At 60.1% G+C, this 24,222-nt stretch carries 20 protein-coding genes; 5 read left to right on the plus strand and 15 right to left on the minus strand.

Features of this window, described 5'->3' with window-relative positions:
• Window positions 1-6: 6 nt before the first annotated feature.
• The 4 genes from PLH32_00060 to PLH32_00075 all read right to left on the minus strand — a co-directional run bounded on the left by PLH32_00060 (window position 7) and on the right by PLH32_00075 (window position 4,744).
• Complete coding sequence (locus PLH32_00060; protein HQJ62980.1) at window positions 7-1,542, minus strand: serine hydrolase domain-containing protein; 1,536 nt, start codon at window positions 1,540-1,542, stop codon at window positions 7-9.
• Window positions 1,529-2,890, minus strand: coding sequence for an amino acid permease (locus PLH32_00065; protein ID HQJ62981.1), 1,362 nt, complete (start codon window positions 2,888-2,890; stop codon window positions 1,529-1,531). Before PLH32_00065 ends, PLH32_00060 begins: the two co-directional genes overlap by 14 nt.
• Window positions 2,891-3,134: 244 nt before the next feature.
• Entirely contained in the window at window positions 3,135-3,749 is a 615-nt protein-coding gene (locus tag PLH32_00070) for a hypothetical protein (GenBank protein ID HQJ62982.1), read from the minus strand.
• A 365-nt stretch (window positions 3,750-4,114) separates the two neighbouring features.
• Entirely contained in the window at window positions 4,115-4,744 is a 630-nt protein-coding gene (locus PLH32_00075) for a hypothetical protein (protein HQJ62983.1), read from the minus strand.
• Window positions 4,745-4,915: 171 nt separating this feature from the next.
• Between PLH32_00075 and PLH32_00080 the strand changes: the two genes are divergently transcribed.
• Window positions 4,916-6,229, plus strand: a complete 1,314-nt coding sequence (locus tag PLH32_00080; protein ID HQJ62984.1) for a deoxyribodipyrimidine photo-lyase — start codon at window positions 4,916-4,918, stop codon at window positions 6,227-6,229.
• A 91-nt stretch (window positions 6,230-6,320) separates the two neighbouring features.
• On the opposite strand, the gene PLH32_00085 is transcribed toward PLH32_00080, so the two are convergent.
• The gene (locus PLH32_00085) at window positions 6,321-7,712 is read right to left on the minus strand and encodes a lamin tail domain-containing protein (GenBank protein ID HQJ62985.1); all 1,392 of its coding nucleotides are present in this window, start codon (window positions 7,710-7,712) and stop codon (window positions 6,321-6,323) included.
• A 101-nt stretch (window positions 7,713-7,813) separates the two neighbouring features.
• Entirely contained in the window at window positions 7,814-9,160 is a 1,347-nt protein-coding gene (locus PLH32_00090) for a YhjD/YihY/BrkB family envelope integrity protein (protein ID HQJ62986.1), read from the minus strand.
• A 259-nt stretch (window positions 9,161-9,419) separates the two neighbouring features.
• Here PLH32_00090 and PLH32_00095 point away from each other — a divergent pair, with 259 nt between their 5' ends.
• Window positions 9,420-9,551, plus strand: coding sequence for a hypothetical protein (locus PLH32_00095; protein HQJ62987.1), 132 nt, complete (start codon window positions 9,420-9,422; stop codon window positions 9,549-9,551).
• Between the two features lie 25 nt (window positions 9,552-9,576).
• Window positions 9,577-9,792, plus strand: coding sequence for a hypothetical protein (locus tag PLH32_00100; protein HQJ62988.1), 216 nt, complete (start codon window positions 9,577-9,579; stop codon window positions 9,790-9,792).
• Window positions 9,793-10,112: 320 nt separating this feature from the next.
• Here PLH32_00100 and PLH32_00105 read toward each other — a convergent pair whose 3' ends face one another.
• Window positions 10,113-11,237, minus strand: a complete 1,125-nt coding sequence (locus PLH32_00105; protein ID HQJ62989.1) for a nitronate monooxygenase family protein — start codon at window positions 11,235-11,237, stop codon at window positions 10,113-10,115.
• Between the two features lie 177 nt (window positions 11,238-11,414).
• Between PLH32_00105 and PLH32_00110 the strand changes: the two genes are divergently transcribed.
• Together PLH32_00110 and PLH32_00115 are read left to right on the plus strand one after the other, a co-directional pair.
• Window positions 11,415-12,428: a HAMP domain-containing sensor histidine kinase gene (locus PLH32_00110; GenBank protein ID HQJ62990.1), complete on the plus strand. Its 1,014-nt coding sequence runs from the start codon at window positions 11,415-11,417 to the stop codon at window positions 12,426-12,428.
• Window positions 12,418-13,131 carry a response regulator transcription factor gene (locus tag PLH32_00115; GenBank protein ID HQJ62991.1) on the plus strand — a complete coding sequence of 238 codons (714 nt, stop codon included), beginning with the start codon at window positions 12,418-12,420 and terminating at the stop codon, window positions 13,129-13,131. Before PLH32_00110 ends, PLH32_00115 begins: the two co-directional genes overlap by 11 nt.
• Window positions 13,132-13,176: 45 nt before the next feature.
• Here PLH32_00115 and PLH32_00120 read toward each other — a convergent pair whose 3' ends face one another.
• From PLH32_00120 to citD, 8 genes are all read right to left on the minus strand, one after another.
• Entirely contained in the window at window positions 13,177-14,805 is a 1,629-nt protein-coding gene (locus PLH32_00120) for an aldehyde dehydrogenase family protein (GenBank protein ID HQJ62992.1), read from the minus strand.
• Window positions 14,806-14,807: 2 nt separating this feature from the next.
• A complete protein-coding gene (locus PLH32_00125; GenBank protein HQJ62993.1) occupies window positions 14,808-16,397 on the minus strand; it encodes a GMC family oxidoreductase in 1,590 nt (529 codons plus the stop codon).
• A gap of 146 nt (window positions 16,398-16,543) precedes the next feature.
• A complete protein-coding gene (locus tag PLH32_00130; protein HQJ62994.1) occupies window positions 16,544-17,821 on the minus strand; it encodes an adenylosuccinate synthase in 1,278 nt (425 codons plus the stop codon).
• Window positions 17,822-17,895: 74 nt separating this feature from the next.
• A complete protein-coding gene (locus PLH32_00135; GenBank protein HQJ62995.1) occupies window positions 17,896-18,240 on the minus strand; it encodes an STAS domain-containing protein in 345 nt (114 codons plus the stop codon).
• 30 nt (window positions 18,241-18,270) lie between these two features.
• The gene (secF, locus tag PLH32_00140) at window positions 18,271-19,203 is read right to left on the minus strand and encodes a protein translocase subunit SecF (GenBank protein HQJ62996.1); all 933 of its coding nucleotides are present in this window, start codon (window positions 19,201-19,203) and stop codon (window positions 18,271-18,273) included.
• A 41-nt stretch (window positions 19,204-19,244) separates the two neighbouring features.
• Window positions 19,245-21,287, minus strand: coding sequence for a protein translocase subunit SecD (gene secD, locus PLH32_00145; GenBank protein HQJ62997.1), 2,043 nt, complete (start codon window positions 21,285-21,287; stop codon window positions 19,245-19,247).
• Between the two features lie 105 nt (window positions 21,288-21,392).
• The gene (gene citF, locus PLH32_00150; GenBank protein ID HQJ62998.1) at window positions 21,393-22,937 is read right to left on the minus strand and encodes a citrate lyase subunit alpha; all 1,545 of its coding nucleotides are present in this window, start codon (window positions 22,935-22,937) and stop codon (window positions 21,393-21,395) included.
• Window positions 22,938-22,939: 2 nt separating this feature from the next.
• Entirely contained in the window at window positions 22,940-24,175 is a 1,236-nt protein-coding gene (gene citD, locus PLH32_00155; protein HQJ62999.1) for a citrate lyase acyl carrier protein, read from the minus strand.
• Window positions 24,176-24,222: the final 47 nt, after the last annotated feature.

Raw genomic sequence — 24,222 nt, forward strand, 5'->3', positions numbered from 1 at the left:
CCGCCTTTATTCGCCCCTGTTCTCCTCCACCGTCATCCTCACTTCCTGGATCTTGGGCTCCCGCTCCGGCGTGAGCGTAAAAAAGACCCGGATATTCTTCCGGACTCCCCGAAGCAAAAAAGAGCCACGCAGCCGGTCCTGGGGCTGTAGAGCGCCTATTTCGATGATTTCTCCTGTTTCATCGTACAGCTTCCGGGTCAGCCGGATCCATTCCGGCAGCGAACGGTCCAGGAAAAAATTCTCCGCGAAGATTCCGGCATCGCCCGCTCCTAGCCACCCCGGCAAGAGCTTGACCAGTTCTTTCTGCCGCTGCGCCAGGATCGGTGAATCCGCCGGTGGAAAGGGCTTCAGCCCTGCCAGGATGATGAGGGTGTCGAGCACCGCCCGGTTCACGCCGCTGGTCGTGGCGTAGGTGAGGTTGTCGAAGGAGATCACGGCGAGACCATAGTCGGGCATCATGGTCCAGTTGCAGCCAAAACCGGGCAGACCGCCGCTGTGGCCGACCGTCACCCGGCCGTCGCAATCCGACTGCCAGCGCAGCCCGTAGCCATAGGCCTGGACGGCGGGACAGGCGGTACCATCCGGGCGGTGGTTATCGAGCGCGAGGTTGTAAAACCGCCAGGGATGCTGCATCTCGCGCAGCGAAGCGCGGCACAGCGGGCCGGTCTCGGGCTCATCACGGGGCGGCCAGGCGGCAAGGTGCAGCGCGACATAGCGGGCGAAATCCTCGACCGAAGTGATCAGCCCGCCCATCGCCCCGTAGGCGCCGTGATGCGCCAGGGGCACCTCAATAAAGCCTGCGTCACCGGCGTCATAGCCACGAGCGAGCCGATTGGGTGACGCCTCCGTGTACTCCCATACCGTCGCATCCATCCCCAGAGGTTTGAAGATCTTGTCGGCGGTGTAGGTTTTATACGCCATGCCGGAGACCCGCTGCACGATCTGGCCGAGCAGGGCGAAGCCGAGATTGCTGTACTGGTAGGCGACGCCCGGCGCATACGCCAGGGAGATGCCGGGAATCAGCGCCAGCAGTTCCGCATCACTGCGAGCGAGCTGGCGGTCGCCCCAGGGATTGTCTTCGGGTAGACCGGCGCCATGGGTCAGGAGGTGGCGGAGGGTGATTTCGGGTGCGTCCGCCGTCGGATACCGCAACGCGCGCAGTTCAGGAAGGTATCGAGAGGCCGGATCGTCAAGGCTCAGGCGGCCGGCGTCGCGCAGCTGCAGGATCGCCAGCGCGGTGATGCTCTTGCTGATCGAGGCCGCGCGGAAAAGGGTTTGCGGTCCCGCTGCAATTCCCGCGTCGAGGTTGGCATAGCCGCAGCCGCCCGATAGGACCAGTTCGCCATCGAGGATCACTCCATAGGCCAGACCCGGCATATGGCGGGTGGCGGCGAAATCGCGTAAGAGCCGGTCGACCACCGCCGCGGCAGCCTTGATTTTTTCTCTGCTTGTGGCAGGCTGCGCACCAAGATCGCGTGCAAAGAGAGCCTGGGCGGCGATACATCCAATCACCCAGAAGAAAAGAACTTTACGCGGGCCCATTTTTACTCCGGAAGAAAATCCAGTAGACCGGCAGACCGGCGAGGATCACGGCGAAGACGATGGAAGTCCAGAAGGGATCGGTGATCAGGGCGTTGCCCAGAAGGTAGATGACGCCCACCAGAAAAACCGCTGGCACTACCGGATAACCCAACACTTTATAGGGACGCGGCAGATCGGGCCGCTTGCGGCGCAGGCGGTAGATCGAGGCCACACCGAGGCCGTAAAAGGGCCACATCGCCAGCACAAAGGTGTCGGTGAGCTGCTCGAAGGTGCGGGTGAGCACAAAGAGCACCCCGAGGGCCGCGGCGAGCAGGATGGCCATATAGGGGGTCTTGAAGCGCGGATGGACCCAGGCGATCGGCTTGAAGAGCATGCGGTCGTCCGCCATGGCAAAAAAGATACGCGGATTGGTCACCAGACTGCCATTGACCGATCCGAAGGTGGAGATCATCACCACCACCGAGACGATCGTAACCCCGGCCTGTCCAATCAGCGCCAGCATAGTGTCGGCGGCGATCAGCGGTGAGCCTTGCATCCGATCAATTGGGATGATGTAGAGATAGGCGGCATTCGCGAGCAGATAAATGGTGATGATCGCCAGGGTGCCGCCGATGAGGGCGCGCGGCAGATTGCGCTGCGGATTCTTAATCTCGCCGCTCGCAAAGGAGAGGTCGGCAAAGCCATCGTAGGCCCAAAGCACCGAGATCAGGGCGAGGCCGAAGAGTCCGCCCTCGACGCGGCCGCCGCAGCCGGGAGCGAAATGGGCAAAAGAGCCGCCGTGGGCATGTCCGATGGCGAAGGCGATGAGGACCAGGAGAGCAAGAGCCCCGTATTTGGCGAGGGTCGAGAGCCCGACGATGGCCGCCCCCAGACGGATCCCCACGACATTGACGACGGCGGCGAAAACGATGCATCCGGCCGAAAGATAATTGGAGAGCTGCGGATACAGGGCCGGATCATAGCCGAAGGAGCGCAGGCAGTAAGCGCCGAAGACGGTCGCGATCGCCCCGAGGGCGGAGGCGCGGATCAACAACAGCTGCGCCCAGCCAAAGAGAAAGGCGACGGGCCGCCCCCAGCCTTCACGCAGATAGGTATAGAGCCCTCCGGTCTGCGGCAGTGCGCCTGCCAGTTCGGCGATCGAAAGGGCCCCGCAAAGGGTGATCGCCCCGCCGAGCACCCAGACCAGGAGCATCAGGGCTGGATCCGGCACTCGCGCGGCAATGACCGCAGGATTGCGGAATATACCCGAGCCGATGGTGACGCCGATGACCACCCCGATGGCGGCCCAGACGCCGAGTCGGCGTTCGAGACCGCTAGGCGCTATTTGAGATTCGCGTTCTGATCCCAATTCGTGTTCTCCTGAAGCGGTTATACAATCGATGTCCACCACCCGTACGGCGCTATGGGCGTCTCATCGGCCTCCGGGCCTGATTTTCCCCCTTCTCCTTATAAAAATTCTCATAGATGGCCGGTGTGGCATTGTGAGGATAACAGCGAGTCTCCTTTTCGGCAAGATCGGCAGCGTTGTATTCAAAGCTCGATTCATACTGCGGTGGCGGTGCCGACAAGACAATGATATAGAAATAATAGGACTAAATATTGTTCCTCCGGACCATGTCGGCGGGAAAATTCAAGGGTAAAGGACTCTTGCTACGGTCGAAGTTCAAACGGTATTCCGCCGAAAGAAAATTCTCGCGGGTATTGTATTCACACCGTGATGTCGTATTGCCGGCCGCGTCGTAGTGATAGGAGATCTCCCCGATTTTTTCCCCATTGTAATAAAGCACGCCGCTCGCTATCCGTCCTTCACCATCGCGGCTGTACTCCTCCACCCATCTCTTGTTTGTCCCGCCGTAGTACTTGTCAAATTTGCAGAGCCCGCCTTTTTCGTCATAAGAATAGGTTTCGACGAACCCGTCGTAGCGGCGCTGGCACAGGCGGCCCTGAGTATCATAGAGGTAAGATTCGCTCCGGGTTAGAGTATTGTCGTAATATTCCTTGAACGAGACGAGATGATCGTCATTGTCATAGTAATATTCACTCTGCAGTTGTCCGTCCCTGGTGATCCTGCTCAGCAGCAGGCCAAACTCCTCCTGCTCATCTTGGAAAAGATCCGGCCAATTATCGCAGATTTGCAGCGCGGCCAATAGCAGTAAATGCGCGAGGAAACGGTCGTGTTCTGCCGTGCCGCAGCCGACATCAAGCAAGGTCTTAGCATCGGGGTGTTCAGCGCGTATGCGCGCGTTGATCTGCTCTGCTTCGGCCTGATAATCCTTGAAGTGATAGAGGACATCGTATCACTGGGCCGTTTTTGAATACATGCGGTCTCCACGCTCTATGTTCCAACCTTAAACCAGCGCCTGTTCCTGTTGCGCGCTCAGCGCGGCACCTGCGCAGCGGGTCTCACTTCAGTTCCCCGGAAACCGGTCGGTTCACTCCGACATCAGCGCGGTGATGCTCTGCGGTTCCAGCCAGCGCCAGAGCACCAACGGCCGCCAAGGGCACACGGACGATGAATTCTCTTCTAGTCAGGGGTGGCAATGCTGGATCTCCTTTATGCGATAGGGTGAGGTCAGGACGACATATACAGCCCGCCGGTTTGCTCAAGCCAGTCGGCAATTCTTTCCACCGCGCCGGCGACATCGTCGTCCGAGATATCCAGCACCAGCGTTGGCAACAGCGATTTTGCAACCAGCGCGCGCAACAGATCCTGTTCATCGATAAAAAGCTGCAGATCGTCATACTGTTCGGGATTTCCCGAAACCTTGAGCCGCTTCGCGCGGGCGGCTGTAAAAGAATCGGGCGTACGCGTGCAAAAGATTAAATGGAATCCAAGGGCCTTGAGACGCTCTTCGAGCCACTTAAAGTCATAGTAGGTCCCATAGCGGCGCAATTGGTACATCTGGGTGGAAAGATGGAACCGGTCAATGATCCAGGAGTAGTAACGCTGGAGCTCGAAAAGATGCATCCACGTCCGGTAGGTCTCCAACGCCATTTCTTCTTCGTGAGGTTCGAAGTTGATCAGGCCCCGGCCCCATGGAAAGTTGGTGAAAGCGCACCATTCCGCTGAGATCAGAGGGGAGTGGTAGCGGTATTTGCGTGGCCCGACGATACGCGGGTGCTCGTTGAGGGCGAAAGCGATGTCGGTCTTGAAGGTCAGCCGTGTGCCTTCGAGGATCAGCTTGGGACAGAGTTTTGCCATCGAGTATACCGGATCGGGTCAAAGGCCTGTCTGCTACCTGTATTTATCTCAAAATACACGATTGCAGCATGAAATTCAACCCATTTCTGTGCCTTGCCGAATTTGGGGTTGTTTATGAAAGTGGCCGGTGCTAAATTGTCGCGCACCCCACCCCATCTCTGAAAGGCAACTATGGCCCGTCCGCCTGTCACCGTTTTCTGGTTCCGCCGCGACCTCCGTCTTGAAGACAACCGCGGGCTTTACCAGGCCTTGAGCAGCGGCCTCCCGGTGCTGCCGCTCTTCATCTTCGACCGCGAGATCCTCGACGATCTGGCCGATAAACGCGATCGCCGTGTCGCCTTCATTTATCAGGTCTTGCAGCGTCTTCATGCGCGCCTGGCGGAGCATGGCGGCGGTTTGCTGGTGCGGCACGGACGGCCCCTTGAGGTCTGGCGGCAGCTGCTGGAGGAGTTCCCAGTTCAGGCCGTATACACCAACCGCGACTACGAGCCCTATGCGGTGGCGCGGGACCGCAAGGTGGCCGACCTGCTGGCCGGACATGGGATCCCCTTCCAGATGTATAAGGATCAAGTGATTTTCGACGGGGACGAGGTGGTCAAGGAGGGGGGATCGCCCTATACGGTTTACACGCCCTTCAAGAACCGCTGGCTGGCCCAGCTGACGCTGCGGGACCTCCACCCCGCGGCCAGCGAGACTCTGCTCGACCATTTAGCGCCCGCTCCGGCAAGCGGTGTGCCGTCCCTCCAGGAGATCGGCTTCGCACCGGTGGCCGTCGACACCGATCCGGTCATCGATGAGGCCATCATCCGCTCCTACGACCGCACCCGTGACCTGCCCGCGGTGGCCGGCACCACCCGGCTCTCGGTTCATCTCCGCTTCGGCACCATCTCGATCCGCCGGCTGGCCGCCCTCGGCCGCGCTCTCAGCCCGACCTGGCTGCAGGAGCTGATTTGGCGTGAGTTCTTCATGTCGATCCTCGCCCATTTTTCGCATGTTGTGGATCAGCCCTTCAAGCCGCAATATGCCGCCATCCCCTGGCGCGAGGATCGCGGCGATTTCGCCCGCTGGTGCGCCGGCGAGACCGGGTATCCCATCGTCGATGCCGGCATGCGCGAACTCAACGCCACCGGCTTCATGCACAACCGCGTGCGCATGATCACCGCCAGTTTTCTCTGTAAGCATCTCCTCCTACCCTGGCTCTGGGGCGAACGCTACTTCGCGGAAAAGCTGCTTGATTACGACCTTGCCGCCAACAACGGCAACTGGCAGTGGGCCGCCGGCTGCGGCTGTGATGCCGCTCCCTACTTCCGCGTTTTCAATCCCGAGATCCAGGCCGCCAAATTCGATCCGCAGCGGACCTATATCCGCCGCTGGGTGCCGGAGGTGGATACGCAGACCTATCCCAAACCCATGGTGCCGCACGCGGCGGCGCGCATCCGTGCCCTCGAGACCTACGGCCGGGCTTTGCGGGGAACGCGGGAGTAATTGGTTTCGCGCGGATCCGGGTGCACGCGAGATTTTTGGGAGTGCGGATCAGGGTAGGCATGAGAGTTTTGGGGGCGCAGGCCAGATCCCGTTACAGTCGGCCGGCTAGGACGCAGGCCTTTTTCACCCGCATGAAAGCTTCCGTCGATTCCTCAAAGGCCTCGAGGTAGAGGATGTAGATCCCGATCCGGCAACGCCTCCCCTCATCATCGAGGCCGTCCCAGAAGACGGTCTTGCGGCTACCGCTGGGCTCATAATTACAGAGGAAGCGCACCTGCCGGCCGGCGCCGTCAAAAATGCGCAGATTGATGCGCGCGGTGCGCGCCGGCAGCGTCAGGCTGATCGCCTGATGGTCCTCGAAACCGTCGCCGTCCGGGGAGAAGGGATTCGGGCTGACGGCGATCGCCGCCTCCGCCGGCAGGCGGCCGACCAGTAGGCTGTTGGCCCGCCCCGCGGTGTGGCCTAAAGGATCGGCGCAGGAGCCCCAGTTGCTGCGTACCGCGGCGGCCACCAGGGGACTCAGCCGCTCCAGCGAGATGCCGCGCGCCCCGCCCCACTCGGCCGCGTACCATACCTCGTCCACGCGGCGGCCCAGACCATCGTAGAGCACGATCCCCTCACTGCTGCTGTTCAGCCCCGGCCAACTGGCCATGACTACCGCGGTACAGCCGGCTGCCGGCAGCTGCGCCAACAGACCCTCCTCCCCGGTCAGCACCAGATAGCTATGCGGCGCGATCGCAACCGGCGCTTTCGCCAGCAGCCGTTTCTCGAGCGTATCGGCATCGCTCAGCCGCCAACCGGTAAGGCGCGCGGTATCTCGCCCCGCATTGTAGCACTCGATCCATTCCGGCTCGCCGGCGGCCGGATTGGCCATGATCTCGTTGATCACCATCTCCGCGCGGCTGGTGTCGGTGGGCACCGGTGCGGCGCTGTTGGCAAAGCCCGGCGTGCCGTGCAGCACCAGGCTCTCTCCCCAGTTGCCGGTGGCCTCGCCCAGGTCCAGACGCAGCTTTTCCTCTGAAAAACCCTCATCGTGAGGCACCGTATAAGCATGCGCATCCACCATTGTCGAGTCGGGACAGTGCACCGAGACCCGCTCGGAACGGGAATTGTTGAGGCCGTAACTGCCAAACTGGGATTTGTCGATGGTCAGAACCAGGGTTTCTTCCGGAATCAGGCCGGCGTAGAATGTAGAGTTGGTGAAATAGCCTGGTACGAGGAGGAGGGCGTAACGCTGCGGCGCCAGCCGGCTGCGACCGGAGGGTCCCGCCATGATGCGGTTCCAGCCGCTGCTGTCCGAAATCAGCCAGCCATGCAGGTCAATGGAATCCGTGGTGGAGAGATTGTACAATTCGATGAACTCGTCGTAGCGCTCGTTGCCGGCGGGATTGAACATGATCTCAGAGAGGACAATCTGAGCGCCCGCCGATGGCACGCCCGCCCAGAGCAGCGCCAGGGCGATTCCTTTGGCCGTCTTGCGCATAGAGCCTCCGGCATGGATGAATATGAACACGTTTGCATGTCAGATGGTGCAGGTTTTCCGGTGCGGAGCGAAACAGGCAGCAGTGTGAGGTCTTTGGCGGATTATTCCTGGGGCAGCATGTCGAGCAAATCCTGGATGGTCATCTCCTTCCAACTCGACTTCATCGAGTCGTCGGCATGACCCATCACCTGGCGGACGAGATGATCGACGCCGCGATGACGGCGCGAGGCGGTGTCGAAGTTGCGCAGCTCGATCAGGGCGTCGGCGACGTGGATCTGTGCCGGGTGCTTGGCCGGAGTATAACGCATCTCGCCGCCATTCTGGCAGTGCAGCAGCTGGAGATTGACCAGCTCCCCGGCCACGGTGTTAATAACGCTCTCCGGAATGCTGAAATAATCGGAGAGTTCCTCCTCGGTGGAGCTCCGGCCGTGGCTGAAATATTGATGGGTGATGCGCAGCAGCACCTTCAGCGCCAGCGACTCGTAAAACATGGGCGAAAGGTAGGGATGCGTCCGGTCCCAAACCAGCTTGTCCATGTTCTGGTCGGCATAGGCCAGCTGCGCGCTAAAGAGCAGGATCGACCAACCTACAAAGAGCCAGAGCAGCAGCAGGGGTAAGACCGCAAAGCGGGCGTACATGGCTGCCTGGGCGCCTTCAAAATAGAGGGTATCGAGAAACCTGGCGAAAAACCAGTTGGCGATCATCCACAGACCGGTGCCCACCAGTGAAGCGATCGTCGCCGACTTGAGGCGGACCCGGGTGTTGGGGATGAAATTGAGCAGATACCAGAAAATGAATATCGTGATCAGCCAAGGACCGACGTTGCGCAGCAGAGAACTGGCGAAGGAAGCCGTGGGGGGCGACCCGATCCACAGCTGATACCGGTTGGCGATCCAGCTCAGGATCAGCAGCCCGATGATCGGCCCGACGATGATGAAAATTGTATACTCGATAAATCGGCGGTGCAGCTTGCGCTGTTTTTTGACCCGCCAGATGGTATTGAAGGAGTACTCGATGGTCGAGACGATCAGCAGCAGCGAGGCGAGGAGAAGGAAAAAACCGATATAGCCCAGGGTGCTGATGTTGGTATTGTTGACAAAGGACATGATCTGCGGGACCAGCAGGCGGATCGCATTCTCCCCGAGGGGATGAAAGGCATAGGTGAGGGTCCGCTCGATGGTTTCGTGCATGCCGATCCCCTTCATCAGGGAGAAAAAAACCGCGATGAAGGGGACCAGGGCCAGCAGGGTGGTGTAGACCAGCGCGCCGGCGGTGTCGAAGAGCTTGTCCTTGAGAAAGGATCGGATCACCAGCTGGCCGAGGAGCAGATTGTGCTGCAGATGAAATCGTATCCGTGAGATGGGAGGCCGTGGATTGTGCTGTAGTGATCGATTCATTCCAGCAAACCAGGCGGCGAAGTGTTCTTTGATCTGGTTCCAGCGGCGCATCATCATCATCCCGTGAACAATAGCTCCCCTGAAAAGTATACGCACAAAAGGAGTGAAAGTCAAGTAAAAGCCGGCGGAATGAGGGGAAAAAATCGCCATCGGCGTCTGTACCCTCTGCATGGGGTTGCGCTCCCGGCTGCTGACGCGGTGCAAGATTCCCCCATTCTGCTCGACATCGATCCGGTCATTCACTATTTCGGAAGTACGGCGGCATTCCTGACTCCTCAAGCCGCCCCTGCCATTTTCAGGGAGGGTGAAAATGAGAATTTTACACACCTATTCGCTGATCCTGCTGCTCACGGGATGGGCCCAACGGCTGCATCCGGATTCACCCAGCCGGGTAGAAAAGTACTCCTTCTATATCTGTGGGCACGGGCCGGCTGGAAGATAATCTTGTCGGCGCGGTGACGCCGGCCTTGCACTTCGGATTCCAGGCTCTCGGTGAAAGCGACACCTCGGAGGCGGAAATTTACGATACTACCGCCCGGCCCGTGACCGTCACCGCGATGACCCATGCCAACGCTTCATTTCAGCTGCTGGATCCTCCCACCTTTCCCTTTCTGCTGGATACCCAGTATGCTCTCCGCTCATTCAAGGCGGTCTTTGCCCCCACCGAAGAGAGAGCGTTTTAGGATATCATTCAGATTGAGTCGGGCGAAACCAGGGAGCTTGCAGTGCGACGGAGTCTCTAGGGCACTGGCCGGCGCATGCGGAGATCGGTGTTTATCATCTGCTGGGAGAACGAGTGGTGGTGCTGCAAGACGGTCTGCTCGACGGGGAGAGGCATCGGCTGGTTTGACGGGGCTGCGAGATGGCCGGACGGCAGGTTCCATCCGGGATCTATGTCATCCGGATGACCGCCGGCGGCTATTCTGAATCCAGGAAGATGCTGCTGCTGCGGTGAAGTGAGCGGGTCAGCGGGCGCCGGCTTACCGGCGCCCGCACACAGAGATCACGCCACCGCAAACTGACGCATATTTTTGCCGGCTGCGGCCCGGTAGCCCTCAACAAGCTCTGCGATCAGTTCAGCCACGGAGAGCAACCGGTCGACGCGATAACCGTTCGCACCGGTGAAAGCAAATCCATGCTCCAGTCTCCCCCTTTGAGCGTTGCCGAGCGCGAGGGCGATGCAGTAGGGGGCGGTTTTATAATCACAACCCTTGAGGCACTTGAAGGGGCAGATGAAGGGCTTGCGTTCGCCGGCTTCGACATCCCGGATGAAACCGTTGCGGATCGCCCGGCCAGGCAAACCCACCGGACTCTGTATGATGGTGATATCTTCTTTGCGGGCGTTGATCAAGGCCTGTTTGAAGGCGGGAGCGGCATCGCATTCATGGGTGGCGATGAAGCGGGTGGCCATCTGAACACCGCTGGCGCCAAGCCGGAGCATTCGGAAAATATCCCCTCCGTCATAGACGCCGCCAGCGGCGATCACGGGCAGCTCTTTCCCATACGCCTTCCGGAAGGGACGCAGGACGGCATCCACCGCGGGCACCAGGCGTTCGAGCGCATGGGCGGGATCATCGATCTCCTCACCTTTGAAGCCGAGATGGCCGCCCGCCAGTGGTCCCTCCACGACCACGGCGTCAGGGATGTGATCGTATTTTTTATGCCAGTAGGAAAAGATCAGCTCGGCGGCACGCGCGGAGGAGATGATGGGCACGATCCGGGTGCCCTTGTTATCCAGATGCCGGGGCGTGATTTCATCCGACAAATGGAGGGGTAGACCGGCGCCAAGGAAGAGCATATCGGCCTCCGCCTCGATGGCTGCTGTCACCAGTCTGGCATAATCGGAAAGCGCCACCATGATGTTTACGCCGATGAGGCCGGAGGTCTGACTCTTGGCTCTGGCGATCTCGTTCTGCAAGAGCTGGCTGCTTTTTTCCTTTTGCCGTCCCCGTTCGCGTCCGTCGAGCAGGTCGAGGCCCACAGCGGCGATCACGCCGATGCCGCCGCAGCGGGCCACGGCTGCAGCCAGACCCGCCCGTGAAATGCCCACCCCCATACCGCCCTGGACGATCGGCACGGTAGCAATTTTCTCCCCAATACGCAGTGAAGGAATATTCTCGAAGTACATGGTCGTCTCCTCTTGCAATACAGATTCGGGCGCGCCGGAATACTGGCTGCGGCACTCTGCCGGCCGCGACCATAATGAATAGAATTCATTTTGGATTCTCGAAAAAATCCGCTAAACTAATATAGATAAATAATCCTTCACTGTTTGTAAAAGAACAGTAAAAACCGCTGGACGGCCATGAAACGCTGGCGTTCCTATTTTCTGCATATCCTCATTTTCATTTTCGCCCAGCTGGCGTGGCTGGCCTTGATCGCGCTCTGGATCTACTGGTATGTCTCCAATTACATCATCTTCAGCCAGGTGGGCCAAAAGCTAGCCCCGCAGATGATGCCGGAGGGACGCAACATCTTCGCGCTGGTGAGCGGCCTGGTACTGATGGTGGCCATCTCAGCGGGGATGTGGCTGCTTTTCCGCCGTCTCAGCATCCAGTACCATATGACCCTGCTCTACGATAACTTTATCGCCAATGTGACCCACGAACTCAAGACCCCCCTGGCCTCCATCCAGCTCTACCTGGAGACCATGGCGCGGCGCGAACTCCCCCGCCCCAAGCAGGAGGAGTTTCTCGCCTTGATGCTCAAGGACACCCAACGTCTCAATAGCCTGATCAACGCCATTCTGGAGATGCCGGCCCTCGAACAGAAACGCATCGCTCACAAGTTTGCTGTCCATGCCGCCAATCCGCTGTTCTATGGTCTCTTCGAAGAAGCGCGGGAGCAGTTCCAGATCGAGGAGGAGGTCCTCACCGTTCAGGGTACCCTCCCCTGCCAATGTGTGGCGGACAGAAATGCCTTGCGCATTGCCCTCTTCAACCTGATCGATAACAGCATCAAGTACCGCCACGGCCCGCTGCGGATCTCCATCTCCCTCCGCTGTACGGAGAAAACCATCCAGATCCTTTTTGCTGATCAGGGCATCGGCATCGAAGAAGGCGAACAGAAAAAAATCTTTGACAAATTCTACCGGAGCCATTCGGATGCGCTCCCGAGCGTCCGGGGCACCGGACTTGGCCTCTATTGGGTCAGGGAGATCATGCGTTTTCACGGCGGGGAGATCACGGTTTCGAGTCCGGGACGCTACGGGGGATCGGTGTTCCGTCTCGAGTTGCCCATTTACCGTCTCTCCAAACGGCGCCAGATCGAAAAGCTGCTTGCGAAAAGCAGAAGGAAGGGCAGCGACGGTGAGAAGTGAGACGTACCGCGGCAGCCGAATCCTCCTCATCGAGGACGAAGAGTCCCTGGCCATCGGATTGGAGTATAACCTGACGGAAGAGGGCTATATAACGATCCGCGCCGCGGACGGCAAACAGGCCCTTGCCGAGTTCGCAAGACAATCCTTTGATCTGGTCATCCTCGATATCATGCTGCCTTTCATAGACGGTTTTGAGATCGCGCGCCGCATGCGCCAGATCGCGCCCCAGCTGCCCATCCTCATGCTCACCGCGCGAAAAACTCCTAAAGACCGCATCGAAGGACTGCAGACCGGGGCAGATGACTATTTGACCAAACCCTTTCACATCGAAGAACTGCTCCTTCGGATCAAGGGGATGCTGCGCAGGAAGGCTTGGTATGGGGAGAGCCCTGAGGTGACCCGGATTTACACTTTCGGCGATAACGAGGTCAATTTCGATTCCCTTGTCTGCCAATGCGGAAAGAAGACAATCCGGATCACCCCGCATGAAGCGATGGTGCTGCGCTACCTGATAGCTCACCGGGACAAGGTTGTGATGCGGAAAGAACTGCTGGAGAAGGTGTGGCAAATGAGCGGAGAGATGGAAACGCGGACCATCGATAATTTCATCATGCGGCTGCGTAAATATTTCGAACCGGATCCCGCCCACCCGGTCTTTATCGTCAGCGTGCGTGGTGCGGGTTACCTATTCAAGAGCGGGTAAAGCCGGATCGGACAGCAGAATCCCAGAAGGCGGGCGCCACCGGGGTCAGAAAAGCTTGTGCAGATTCCGCAGCAGCGCCCCCCAGTGCGTTGCGCGCAGAAAGCGCCGCTGCCCGAGCACCGGCAGCAGAGCCGCCAGCTTGCGCCGCAAACGCCGGTTGAAGAGGAGATCGGCGGCGGCATCGAAAAGGCGCAGCGATTTCGGACCGTATGGATACCACCAGAGATTGGGCGCGCGCTGGCCCTTGTCGTAGCTGATGTATCGGGCCCGGGTCAGCTCGAGCAGCCCGAGGTCGGCGTGGGTCAGGCCCATTCCGCTTTGCTTATGCCCGACCCAAGGGGCCGTGGGCTCGCCCCAGGTCATGGTGCTGTCGTTGATCACCACCGTCCCGGCCTCGAGCTCACGCAGCAGACGATCAGCCGTCGCCTTGCTGGAGGTATAGGCATAAGCGGAGAGACCGTAAGAAGAATCGTTGGCCAGCCGCACCGCCGCGTCCAGGGAATCGACGATCATCACCGGCAGCACCGGGCCGAAGGTCTCCTCGCGCATCACCTGCATGGTATGATCGACCCCGACCAGCAGCGTCGGCTCGATGAAGAACCCGGGACGGTCAATCCGCCGGCCGCCATAGAGCACTTTGGCGCCCTTCTCCACGGCCTCCTGGATGTGCACGAGCACCTTCTGCAGATGCGCCTCGGAGCTGAGCGGCCCCATGTCGGTCTCCGGATCAAGAGGATCCCCCACCCGCACCTGCTCCATCTCACGCCGGCATGCGGCAAGGAAGGACTCCGCCACCCGCCCCTCAACGTAAACGCGCTCAATCGATGCGCAAACCTGCCCGGCGTTGAAGAGCGATCCCCAAACAATCCCCTTTGCTGCACGCTCGATATCGGCATCCCGCGCGACGATCGCCGGATCCTTGCCGCCCAGCTCGAGGACCACCGGCACGATATGTTCCGCCGCATTGCGCATCACGCGGCGTCCCACCGCAGTGCTCCCCGTGAAGACGATCTTGTCCAGCTCGGGATGCGCCGTGAGGTAATCGGCCTCGCGGTCGTGCAGAAAAAGCGTCTGCAGGAGGCCGGCCGGGAAGCCCGCCCGGGCGCAGAGCTCCGCAATCTTGCGGCCGATGAGGATCGCGTGCGGCGCGGGCTTGAAGACCACACCATTACCAGCCAGAAGGGCGGCAGCAATCTCCGGCAAGGGGACGGAAAAGGGAAAATTCCAGGGCGAAATCACCGCGATAACCCCATACGGCACCCGCACCAGCCAGTTCCTCTTGTGCGCAAAAAGGAGCATCCGGTTGGGACGGCGCTCTGGCGCGAGCACCCGGGTCCCGGTGCGCACCAGTTCCTTGAGCATCCCCAAAGTCGCAACGACTTCCGCTGCCATTGCCTCGGCGACCGGCTTGCCCTGTTCCCGTGCGATCAGCTCTGCAACCGCCATCCGCTCTTCAAGGAGCGCCTCCATCAACTGCCTAAGCCGCTGCACCCTTTCGCCAAGGGGCTGCAGCGCCCACTCGCGCTGCGCTTCACGGCAGCGTTTAAGGGCGGCGTCGATGCCCTCCAGGTCCAGAGCGGGCACTCGGTCCAGTTCCTCGCCCGTCGCGGGATTGATCGTGATGATATCTTCGATGATGAGGGGCCATCCGCTGGCAGCATCAGGCAAACCCATGTTCAGCTCCTTTTTTCGGGGATGTGGCTCATGGCATATTCGGCCAGGGCGGTGATGGTCAGACTCGGATTGACGCCGAGGTTGGCGGGCAGGGCCGCGCCATCGACAATATACATATTTTCATAACCAAATACCTGGCACCTTTTATCGATCACCCCATGATCGCGGTCGGCGCCGATGACGCAGCCACCCATGATGTGGGCGGTCAGCGGCGTGTTGAGCAACACCTCGGTGATGGCGTTCTTAGCCTGACCGGGCATTTTGGCCGCGAGCGCCTTGCCAGCGGCATTGGCCGCTGGCAGGTAGCTCGGGATCGCGCGGCCATCGACCGTGGAGCTCAGCTTCCGCCTCCAGGGCATCCACCAGCGCCGTTTGAGGCGGAAGGCCATCTTGTTATCCTCGGTCTGCATCACCAGCAGGATCACCGAACGCCGCGCCCAGCCGCGGGGATCGAGAGTGCGCAGAAACTGCAGCGGATGGCGCAGGATATTAAACAAATACCGCAGCGGACGCGGCAGAGGTCCGCCACCATCGGTGAGCAGGGTGCCGAGGAGAAACATCACGTTCGAGCCCTCGGGATAGCGCACCGGTTCGACATGGGTGGTTTCATCGACAAAGAGGCTGGAGGTGATGGCGATGCCGTCGCAATAGCGGTCCTGCGGATTGTAGGCGGTGACCCCGAGGAGGATCTCGGAATTGGTGCGCGCGGTCTGGCCGAGCTGATCGGAGAGCCGGGGCAGGGCGCCGCTCCGCTTGCATTGCAGCAGCAGGCGGTTGGTGCCGAGAGCCCCGGCGGCCACCACGACGCCGCGGGCATGCCATAGCTGTTTTCCGCCCGTCCGGCGCTGCGAAGGGCGGCTGGTGACCACATAGCCGCCACCTGGCGAGGGCTCGATAAGGGTCACCAGGGTGAGGGGATAAATCTCTGCGCCAAGGGATTCGGCCAGCCAGAGATAATTGCGGTCGAGGGAGTTCTTGCCGCCGGTGTTGCAGCCCACCATACAGCGCCCGGCCTGGTCACACCCGCGCCGCGCCGGCCCCCGGCCGCCGAAGAAGGGATCAGGGGTCTCTTTATCGGGGTCCCCGAAAAAGATGCCGACCTCCGTCGGCTTGAAATAGGCCTCGCGGCCGATTTCACGGGCATAATCGCGTAGCAGTTCGTCACTCTTCCAGAGCCGGGGATTGGGCGTGACCCCGAGCATGTGCCGCGCGGTCTGGTAATGCGGCCGCAGAGTCTCGCGCCAGTCCGGTTCGAGATCCGCCCACTGCGGATCGCGGAAAAAGGCCTCGGGGGGTTCGAGCAGGACTGCGCAGTAGACCAGGCTGCCGCCGCCCACGCCCGATCCGCTCAGGACCAGCGTATTCTTGAGCAGGGTGAGCTCCTGGATGCCGGTGCAGCCGAGGTGCGGCCGCCAAAGCCAGTTCCAAAGCGCCCAGTTGGTCTCGGGATAGTCGCCGTCGCGGAAGCGCCGGCCGCGCTCAAGCACGGCGACGCGGTAGCCCTTCTCGGCAAGGCGGAGAGCGGCGACGCTGCCGCCGAATCCGGAGCCGATGATGATAAAATCGTAATCGCGGGTCATCGTGGGTTCCATAATGAACAATATTCATTTTCGCAAAATTAGCAAAATTGAATATGATTCACAAGACTTATTTGTAGGAGTAGCGCTTTGGGGAGGCGGGACACGCCGCCAGCTGGCGGCGCGCCAGCCGGCGCGTGCGGCAAGTGGAAGGGTTCTGCCTATTCCATAAAGATTGTCTGGCTGCGTTTCGAGCCGACCGAGACGATCGAAACCGGAGTATGGGTCAGCTCGCTGAGGCGGCGCACATAATCTTGCGCCTGTTGCGGCAGCTCGGCGAAGGTGCGGGCGGATTGCGTGCTGGTTTGCCAGCCGGGATGGCTTTCATAGACCGGCTCGAGTTGCTCCTGGACCCACAACTCGGCCGGATAGTGGTCGAGAAGGCGTCCCTGGTAGCGGTAGCCGGTGCAGATCTTGATCTCTTCGAGGGTGTCGAGGACGTCGAGTTTGGTGATCGCCAGGTGGGTCAGGCCGTTGACCATGGCGGCCAGGCGCACTACTACGGCGTCGAACCAACCGCAGCGGCGTGGCCGGCCGGTTGTGGCACCGTATTCGCCGCCGAGTTCGCGGATCCGGTCACCAAATTCCTGGCCAAACTCGGTGGGCAGCGGGCCCATCCCGACGCGGGTGGTATAGGCCTTGACTACCCCGAGCACTGTATTGATCCGCGTCGGGCCGATCCCAAGCCCCGTGCACGCTCCGCCGGCGATCGGGTTGGAGGAGGTGACGTAGGGATAGGTGCCAAAATCGATGTCGAGCATCGTGCCCTGCGCCCCCTCGATCAGCACCTCTTCGCCCGTATCGATGGCGCGGTTGATCAGCACGGTCGTATCCTTGACGTAGGCATCGATGCGGCGGTCGAACTCGAGATAATCCTGGATAATTTTTTCAGTGTCCATGGTGTCACGGTCGTAGATCCGCTGCAACACCTTGTTCTTGCTCTCAAGGTTTTTCAGGAGCTTGTCGGCCAGGGTGGTACGGTCTAGGAGATCGACGATCCGGATGCCGCAGCGGTCGTATTTATCAACGTAGGCCGGGCCGATGCCGCGACCGGTGGTGCCGATCTTCGCGGCGCCCTCGGCCGCCTCCCGCGTGGTATCCAGCAGCTTGTGGTATGGCATGATCAAATGGGCGCGGTGGCTGATGAAGAGACGGCCGTCGACCCGAAAGCCCTTGCTCTTGAGGAAATCGACCTCTTCCATAAGGATCACCGGATCGATCACCACGCCGTTGCCAATAATACAGCGGGTATGGGGATGAAGCATGCCGGAGGGGATCTGATGCAGCACAATCTCCTCCTCGTCAATCACCACGGTGTGGCCTGCGTTGGGTCCACCCTGGTAGCGCGCAACCACATCGGCTTTGGCGCTCAGCAGATCGACAATTTTGCCCTTCCCTTCGTCACCCCATTGGGCGCCGAGAATAATCGTGACCGACATAGAAAGCCTCTACACGTAAAAAACTCCGGGGTGAGACACGCCCGGAGTTTCTGATTCGTTCCAACCGGCAGGAATTAGAATGGCGTAAAGCTCTGCACGGCCTCGTTGACGGTGGCGTGGCAATCAAAAACGGTGCGTAATTTGGTGATGGTGAGCAGTTTTTCCACTTTTTCGTTCACACCCGCCAGTTTGAGATCGCCGCCGGCCTGACGCATGATGTTCAAACCGCTGATGAGCGCCCCTAGGCCGGAGCTGTTCATGGTCTGAACCCGCGCGAGATCGACAACCACCCATTTGTCGCCGCGCTCACGCAGCTCATGCAGGGTATCCATGATCACACCCGCCTCGGAAGCGCCGACATAGAGAGCATCTAAGGTCAACACCGTGACCGAATCCCGCTTCTCCTCTTTGATATGCATTTGGGCCTCCAGGATGACCGCCGCCGTGCATTACCGGGCCACGCGCGCCGCTGTTTTCGCTTGTTTCTTCCGGTCGAGATAGTTCTGCCAATCGAGCACCAGCACACTCGCGACAAATACGGAGGAATAGGTTCCGATGATTGTGCCGATAAAGAGCGCCAGGGCGAAACCGTGAATTACCTCGCCGCCGGCCAAGATGAGCACCAGCAGGACCACCAGGGTGGAGACGCCGGTGAGCAGAGTTCTGCTCAGGGTCTGGTTGACGCTGACATTCATGATATGTCCCAGGGATTCGCGCCGCATCAGTTTGAGATTCTCGCGGATGCGGTCGTAGACGACGATGGTGTCGTTGATCGAATAACCGACGATGGTGAGAAAGGCGGCCAGTGACGTCAGCGACATCTCGAGGCCCAGCGCGGTATAAATGCCAAGGACGAAAACAACGTCGTGAAAGAGGGCGATGACCGCGCCGACCGCGAACTTGAATTCAAAGCGCCAACTGATGTAAATCAGCATGGCGATCAGAGCGACAAGGACCGAGTAAAGAGCGCCCCTGCGCAGCTCGCCCCCGATCTTGGGACCGATCTCCGTGACGCTTAGCACATCATAAGGATGGTCTGCCAGCTTGGCGTTGAGTTCCTGCAAAATTAGTCCACCGGTCTTGGCCTCATCCCCCATCTGAGCGATGCGGATAATGAAGGTATTGGCGCTCTTCTCGCCGAGGTTCTTGATCTCGGCATCGCCAAAGCCGGCGCCGCTGATGGCCGAGCGGATCTGCCCCGGGTCGGTGGGTGTGGTAAATTTCAGTTGAATCGAGGTGCCGCCGGTGAAGTCGATGCCGTAATTCGGCCCGCCGTTGATGAAGAGAAAGATAATGGCGAGCACAAAGCTGATGATCGAAAAGGCATAGGTAATTCTACGCATGCCGATAAAATTAATATTGGTCTTCTTGAAAAATTCCATACGCTTTCTCTCTCCTTGAGGAAAAGGCCGTTCCAGCCGGTTCAGATGCTTAGTTTTTTCACGCCGAAACGGACTGTGGCGATATCGAGGATCAGTCTCGTGATATAGATAGCGGTGAACAAACTCACGAGAATACCAATACAGAGGGTGACCGCGAATCCCTTGACCGAGCCCGTGCCGAAGGTGTAAAGCACCGCGCCGGTGATCAGCGTGGTGATATTAGAGTCGAGGATGGTGATCAGGGCGCGGCTGTAGCCCTGTTCGATGGCCGCGCGTGTTGTCTTGCCGCCGCGCAGTTCCTCACGGATACGCTCATTGATAAGCACATTCGAATCGATGGCCATGGCCACGGAAAGGATAAAACCGGCGATGCCAGGCATCGTCAGGGTGAATCCGAATCCGGCCATGATCGCCATGACGAAGAGTCCGTTGAGTATCAGGGCAAAATCGGCGACCAGGCCGACCAGATTATAATAGACGATCACAAAGATCATCACCAGCGCCAGACCGATCAGAGCAGAGGTCTGGCCCTTGTTAATGGAATCTTGGCCCAGCGACGGGCCGACCGTGTCTTCCTGAAGAACCTTGACCGGAGCGGGGAGAGCGCCAGCGCGCAAAACCAGGGCGAGGTCCTGCGCTTCCTCCATGCTGCCCATGCCATCGATACGGGCACTGCCGGAGGGGATCTTTTCCTTGATGTTCGGAGCCGATTCCACGCGGCCGTCCAGGACGATCGCCAGCTGCTTGCCGACATTCATGCCGGTCACCTTAGCGAAGGTCTTGGTTCCCTCGGGATTGAGCTCCATATGCACCTCGGCCTGACCGGCGCGCAGACTCGACGAGCTGCCATCGATATTCACATCCGCATTGCTCAGCATCGATCCGAGCAACTCGGGCTCCTTCTTGACCACATAAAGACGCTGGAAGGACTGGTCGTTCATAGCGACTTGACGCGTTCCCCAAAGTACCTGCACATCGCTGGGGATGACCGCCTGGACCTCAGGGAGCTGCAAGGCGCGCTGCACAGCGCGGACGTTCTGCGACGGGACCGACACCACATCGGAGTAACGGCCCGGAAGACCACGCAGAAGCGAGGTGAAAGGCTTCTCTTCAAAGGTCGCTTGATCCACCACCACCGAGGTGTCCTCCGGAGTGCTCTCGCTCCCGGATTTTTCACCGAAAAGCTCGTTGAGGCTGAGCTGCTTCTCAGAGGCCTTGTCGCCTGTTTTCACCGTGGTGTCCGCCTTGGCGGCGACGGGATCCAGCCCCTTGCGTTTGGCACGCAGAACCTTGTCGATGTCATTCAGCACCGACCAGACAATTTCAGGATCCTTGACCAACTTGAACTCGAGGAGGGCGGTGGTGCCGATGACTTTTTTGGCGCGCTCGATATTCTGGATACCCGGCAGCTCGATCAGAATGCGGCTGTGGCCCTGCGGCGTGATGCTCGGCTCGGAGACGCCGAACTGGTCGACGCGGTTGCGCAGCACCTGCAGGGTGCGGTCGACCGCATCCTTGCTGAGCTTTTGCAGATCCTTGACGATCTCATCCTCCGTCTGGCCGCGACGACCGAAATAGCGGCTCAGCTTGACATCTCGGCTGGCAAAATTATCCTGCAAGGCCTTGAAAAAGTCGATCCCGCGGTTTTCATAGTCGCGCTGGGTGGCCGCGAGGATATCATCCAACCTTGAGTCCTTGTTCTTGGCATTTTCGCTAAGATACTGCTTTAGGTCGATCTCATAGACCAGGTAGGTGCCGCCCTGCAGATCGAGACCGCGGCGGATCGCCCGTCCCTGGAGCTTGGTGATCCGGGTATTGAGTTTGATCAACTGGTCCGCAACTAGCAAGGCTTCGTCCTGATTGCCCTGGGAAACCGACCGGCGCACCTGCCCTTCCAACTCACCGCTGGTCACACCGACCTCGATATCCGATCGGCTCAGGCCGGACAGCTTGGCCAGTTTGGCGATCAGCGCGGATTCTTGATCCTGCGCGTCGTTCAGCTGAAAGGTCGGCAGCATCGAAACTACGGCCACGACGATTAAAGCCAATACGAAGATAACCTTGAAAATGAGCGCTCGTTGCATGAATGAAAAACCTCCAGAAATGGAATGGGTTTGCGGATATAACCGAGAAATATACTTTATTTTGATAAAATATGCAAACAAAAAGAATTAGGCCCCGCTGCGGGATCACTCCGTCGGCACCAGCTCGCGGACCGCGTCGATGAGGGTGCCATCGCGGAACTCGATCACCGCTACCACACGGTCGGTGAACTGCGGTTTTTCAGGCACACCCGACAGGCGGGCGGCGATGTCGCGCAGTTCCTCGATCGTCTTTAAAGGCAGGGTGCTCCTCTTGAGCCGGTCGATCAGATCCTGCCTCAGGGGATTGACGGCGACGCCGTGCTCGGTCACCACTACGTCGATCATCTCGCCCGGCGCGGTCACGGTGGTGACGCGGTCGAGGACGATCGGCAGCCGGCTGCGCACCAGGGGAGCTGTGATCATGGTCACCCCGGCATCGGCCGCGTCAGTGAAACCGCCGATGCCGTGTAGCAGCCAGCCATCGGAATGGGTGTTGACATTGACGTTGTAATCGAGGTCGATCTCGGTCGCCCCCAGCACCGAGACCTTGAGGATCTGGGCGAAGCAGCCCTTGGTATGGTAATCGTACGAGACGAAGGGGTTGGTCTCGATGTGGCAGGGATTGTCGCGCAGGGAACGCACTCCGTCGAGGTCAAAGCTCTGGCCGTCGAGGATGTAACGGGCGAGGCCGTTCTCGAGCATCTCGACCATATATTTTGTCGAACCGCCGCGGACAAAATCGGCCACCACCCCCGCCTCGCGCATGAGATCGCTCATGTATTTGACAAAGGCGAGTGAGACCCCGCCGGCTCCGGCCTGAAAGCTGAAATGGGGTTCGGTCATGATGCCCGACTCCTTGACGAGGCGGGCGGCATATTCGGCGATGAGCAAGCGGGTAGGTGAGCGGGTGATCTGGGTCGTGCCGGAGACGATCTGACTCGGGTCGCCGATGGAATCGATCTGCACCACATAATCGACGTTCCCTCCCTCAATACTCCAGGGATGGCATGGAAAATCGACGAGATGGTCGGTCACCACCACCACCTTGTCGGCAAAAAGGGAGTCGGCCAGGGCGAAGCCGAGCGGGCCGCAGGCCGAGGGGCCATTGACCCCGTTGGCGTTGCCATGGGAATCGGCGCAGGGGGCGGCGATAAAGGCGACATCGATATGGAGATCGCCGTCCTGGATGGCGCGGTAACGGCCGCCGTGCGAACGCAAGATCGCAGTCTTTTTCATCTTGCCTAGGGAGCAGGCGCGGCCGATGGGACCGTTCATCGAGCCTTCGATGTGCGAGATGACACCGCTTTCGATATACTCGGCCAGCTTACCATGGGTCGGGAAGAGGGCTGAAGGGGCGAGGACCAGATCCCTGAGGCCGCGCGCTGCCAGCTTGTCTATGACCAGATTGACAAGAAAATCGCCGTTGCGCAGATGATGATGAAAGGAGAGGACCATACCATCGCGGATTTCGCAGGCGTCGATCGCTGCATCGAGATCGGCCAGCAGCTTGTTGCCGTAGCGGGAAGCAGCGGGAATCCTGCCGCCGTAGCGCATACCTCCACCGGCATCTACATGGGCCCCCATGAAAGGCCGCACGCTGCGGCCATTGACTTCTGTGGGCACCAAGCGCCCGAGACTGTTCTTCACCATACTCATAGCTTTTCTTCCTCTCCGAGAACGCCATGGGCGCGGGCGCGCTCGAGGACCTTTTGCGCACGCGCCACAACCGGGGCATCGATCATCTTGGTGCCGAGGGAGACCACCCCCGACCCCTTGGCCTTGGCCTCCTCCAGGGCGGCCACTATTTTCTGCGCCTTCTCGATCTGTTCCATTGAGGGGCAAAAGGCCGCATGCACCGGCTTGATTTGGCTCGGGTGGATCACCCCCTTTCCGTCAAAGCCCTGGGCCATCGCTTCGCGGGCGCTCGCGCTCAGCCCCTCTTCATCTTGCACATCGGCGTAGACCGTGTCGATCGCCTGAATCCCGGCCGCTTTGGCCGCCAGCACAATCAGGCTGCGCGCCACGAAGTGTTCCTTGCCCTCAACAGTGCGCTCAACCCCGAGATCGGCAGTGAAATCCTCGGCGCCGAAACAGAGGGCGATGTTCCGGCTGCTCGCCGTGGCGATCTCGTAGGCATGGAGCACGCCCCGGGCGGTTTCGATTAGGGGCATGAAGAGCAGAGGCTGGGAGAGCCCCGCATTCGCCTCCAAAGCCGCCACCTGCTCCTCGACGGCGCGCACATCGGCAGCGCTCTCGCACTTGGGGATGAGCAGGGTATCCGGGGCCGCGGCGACGATTTCGGCGAGATCGTCGGCGCCGTAGGGGGTCTGCAGGGGATTGATGCGCACGATACGCTCGCTGTTCCCGAATTCCAGCGCCCTGAGGGCGTGCTTAACCAGGATGCGCGTTGCGAACTTTTCCGGGGGGGCCACCGAATCCTCGAGGTCGAGGATCAGACAGTCCGCTCCGAAGAGATGGGCGTTGAGCATGAGATCGGGGGTGCTGCCGGGCAGATAAAGGCGCGTCCGCCGCAGCCGGTTCCGCTCGGCCGGCGGGCGCGGCGCCGCGGCAGGCGGCTTGAGGGCCGCCTTGTGACCTGCGGCGCGGGCGGCCGCCTCGATCCGCGCCCGGATCACCCAATCCAGCGCTCCCTTGTCGTTTATCATCAGCCGGGCATGCCCGATACCCAGTTCCTGCAGCGCCGCTGCAGCGGCGGCCGCGATCGCCTTGCCGAAAAGAGCCTTAACCGAGCTGTTGACCTGGATCTCTAGTCCGCCCTCCGGGCGCATCTCGATCTCGACCACGAGGTCGCTCTTTTCGTCACGGCCGGCCCTGCCGGTCAGATAGTCCATAGCATTGATTCTCCAGTTATTCGATACCGTTGCCATGCCATCCCGTTGCTCCTCCCCGCGGAGCGATGCCGCTCCGTCCCTGA

Source organism: bacterium (genome assembly GCA_035419245.1).
Lineage (GTDB): Bacteria > Zhuqueibacterota > Zhuqueibacteria > Residuimicrobiales > Residuimicrobiaceae > JAKPUX01.